Annotated in this window: 3 protein-coding genes; 1 reads left to right on the top strand and 2 read right to left on the bottom strand. The window is 60.2% G+C overall.

The genetic code is table 11. From position 1 onward, the window contains the following. Nucleotides 1–21 precede the first annotated feature (21 nt). A complete protein-coding gene (locus HMPREF9538_RS02290; RefSeq protein WP_002895575.1) occupies nt 22–498 on the bottom strand; it encodes a kinase inhibitor in 477 nt (158 codons plus the stop codon). Nucleotides 499–568: 70 nt separating this feature from the next. Further along, nucleotides 569–1,858: an adenosylmethionine--8-amino-7-oxononanoate transaminase gene (gene bioA / locus HMPREF9538_RS02295; RefSeq protein ID WP_020317289.1), complete on the bottom strand. Its 1,290-nt coding sequence runs from the start codon at nt 1,856–1,858 to the stop codon at nt 569–571. Between the two features lie 213 nt (nt 1,859–2,071). Between bioA and bioB the strand changes: the two genes are divergently transcribed. Next, nucleotides 2,072–3,112: a biotin synthase BioB gene (bioB, locus tag HMPREF9538_RS02300; RefSeq protein WP_002895580.1), complete on the top strand. Its 1,041-nt coding sequence runs from the start codon at nt 2,072–2,074 to the stop codon at nt 3,110–3,112. The last annotated feature ends 51 nt before the right edge of the window (nt 3,113–3,163 follow it).

Below are 3,163 nucleotides of genomic sequence, written 5' to 3'. Positions count from 1 at the left end.
CGGGGGGGGGGGGGGGGAAGATTAACTGAACAGGGCGGTGATGGAGGCGCTGGCGAGGGAATGGAAATGGACGTTAAAGCCGACCATCGCGCCGCTGGCCTCAGCATCCACCTCAATTTTCTCGACGTCCAGGGCGTGGACGGTGAAGATATAGCGGTGGGTTTCGCCCTTCGGCGGCGCCGCGCCGCCGTAGCCTGCCTTACCAAAATCGGTGCGGGTCTGAACGGCCTCTTCCGGCAGCTCCGCCTGACCGGAACCGGCCCCTTGCGGCAGGACGCGGGTATCGGCCGGCAGGTTAGCGACCACCCAGTGCCACCAGCCGGAGCCGGTCGGCGCATCCGGATCGTAGCAGGTCACCACAAAGCTTTTGGTTCCCGCGGGCACATCATCCCACATCAGATGCGGCGAAATATTGTCGCCATCGTAGCCCATGCCGTTGAAGACGTGACGATTAGGCAGCTTACCGCCGTCCTGGAGATCGTGACTGATCAGTTTCATGCTTCATCCTCATTGATAATGCGCTGATTAACAAAGAAGTGTAGCCTTCCCGACGACGCAATTCCGCTATTTATTCGCTAAAAAATGTTTCGTCCTGCACTGCCTGGTTGACCGCACGGGTCAGGCGGGTCAGCTGCTCGGGCGTGATGATGTACGGCGGCATCAGATAAATCAGCCGGCCAAACGGACGGATCCAGACTCCCTGCTCGACGAAAAAGCGCTGCAGGGCGGCCATGTTGACCGGGCGACGGGTTTCAACCACGCCAATAGCGCCCAGCAAGCGGACGTCCGCGACCAGCGCAGATCCCCGCGCCGGGGCCAGCTCGGCCTGCAGCTGGGCTTCAATCGCCGCCACCTGCGGCTGCCATTCGCCGCTCTCCAGCAGGCGCAGGCTTTCGCTGGCCACCGCGCAGGCCAGCGGATTGCCCATAAAGGTGGGGCCGTGCATAAAGCAACCGGCTTCGCCATTGCTAATAGTTTCAGCAACCGTTCGGGTAGTGATGGCGGCGGAAAGGGTCATGGTGCCGCCGGTCAGCGCTTTGCCCAGACACAGAATGTCGGCGGTAATCCCGGCGTGTTCACAAGCGAACAGCTTGCCGGTGCGGCCAAAGCCGGTGGCAATCTCATCGGCGATCAGCAGTATCCCTTCCCGGTCGCACATTTTACGCACCCGCTTCAGCCACTCCGGATGGTACATCCGCATGCCGCCCGCCCCCTGGACGATAGGTTCGAGGATCACCGCGGCGATTTCGTGACGATGCGCGGCCATCAGGCGGGCAAACGGTACCATATCCATCTCGTCCCACTCGCCGTCAAAGCGGCTTTGCGGCGCGGGGGCGAACAGGTTATCCGGCAGGTAGCCCTGCCACAGGCTGTGCATCGAGTTCTGCGGATCGCAGACCGACATCGCTCCGAAGGTATCCCCGTGATAGCCGTTGCGGAAGGTCAGAAAACGACGACGTGGTTCGCCTTTAGCCTGCCAGTACTGCAGCGCCATTTTCATCGCCACCTCTACCGCCACTGAACCGGAGTCGGCGAGGAAAACGCACTCCAGCGAGGCCGGGGTCATCGCCACCAGCTGACGGCATAGCGCAACTGCCGGCGGATGGGTGATCCCGCCGAACATCACGTGCGACATTTGGTCAATTTGCCCCTTCAGCGCCGCATTGAGGCGTGGGTGATTGTAGCCGTGGATCGCCGCCCACCAGGAAGACATACCGTCAACCAACTGTTCGCCGCCGGCGAGGGACAGCTCGCAACCGTGGGCGGACACCACCGGGTAGACCGGCAGGGGGGAAGTCATAGAGGTGTAGGGGTGCCAGATGTGGCGCCGATCGAAAGCGAGATCGTCCAGTGTCATAAGCGACTTGTAAACCATTTTGAAAACATTTAGGTTTACAAGTCTACACTGAACTTACTTACAATGAAACGTACACAAAATATTTCGCGCAGCATCGAGGCGGCAAGCGAGAACATCCCCAGGAGCATAGTTCACTATGTGACTCGGGTGCGCGAGTGCCGCCAACAAAGAGGCTGTGTGAAATAGGAAGTGTACGACCTTTTGGAGAGGAAAATGGCTCACCAACCTCGCTGGACAATGTCGCAAGTAACGGAATTATTTAATAAACCGCTGATCGATCTGCTATTCGAAGCGCAGCAAATCCATCGTCAACACTTTGATCCGCGCCAGGTGCAGGTCAGCACCCTGCTGTCGATCAAAACCGGCGCCTGCCCGGAAGATTGTAAATATTGCCCGCAGAGCGCACGCTACAAAACCGGCCTCGAAGCCGAGCGCCTGATGGAGGTTGAGCAGGTGCTGGAATCAGCGCGCCAGGCGAAAAACGCCGGCTCCACCCGCTTCTGTATGGGCGCGGCGTGGAAAAACCCCAATGACCGCGATATGCCTTATCTGGAGCAGATGGTGAAAGGGGTGAAGGCGCTGGGGCTGGAGTCCTGTATGACGCTCGGCACCCTGACCGACAGTCAGGCGCAGCGCCTGGCCGAAGCGGGCCTCGATTACTACAACCACAACCTTGATACCTCGCCGGAATTTTACGGCAACATCATCACCACCCGCACCTACCAGGAGCGCCTGGATACGCTGGATAAAGTGCGTGATGCTGGGATCAAAGTCTGCTCCGGCGGCATCGTCGGGCTGGGAGAGAGCGTAAAAGATCGCGCCGGACTGCTGCTGCAACTGGCTAATCTGCCGACGCCGCCGGAGAGCGTACCGATCAACATGTTGGTGAAGGTCAAGGGCACGCCGCTGGCGGATAACGACGACGTCGACGCTTTCGATTTCATCCGCACTATCGCCATCGCGCGCATCATGATGCCCACCTCCTACGTGCGTCTCTCCGCCGGCCGCGAGCAGATGAACGAGCAGACCCAGGCGATGTGCTTTATGGCCGGGGCGAACTCGATTTTCTACGGCTGCAAGCTGCTGACCACGCCGAACCCGGAAGAGGACAAAGACCTGCAGCTGTTCCGCAAGCTGGGGATCAACCCGCAGCAGACGGCGGTGCTGGAAGGCGACAATGAGCAGCAGCAACGTCTGGAGCAGGCCTTACTCACCCCGGACACTGAGGAATATTACAACGCGGCGGCGCTATGAGCTGGCAGCAGCGAATCGATCGGGCGCTGGACGAGCGGCGGGCGGCGGAAG

Origin of the sequence: Klebsiella sp. MS 92-3 (assembly GCF_000195655.1) — a bacterium.
Taxonomy (GTDB): domain Bacteria; phylum Pseudomonadota; class Gammaproteobacteria; order Enterobacterales; family Enterobacteriaceae; genus Klebsiella; species Klebsiella pneumoniae.
This window is presented reverse-complemented; position numbering and strand designations above follow the sequence as displayed.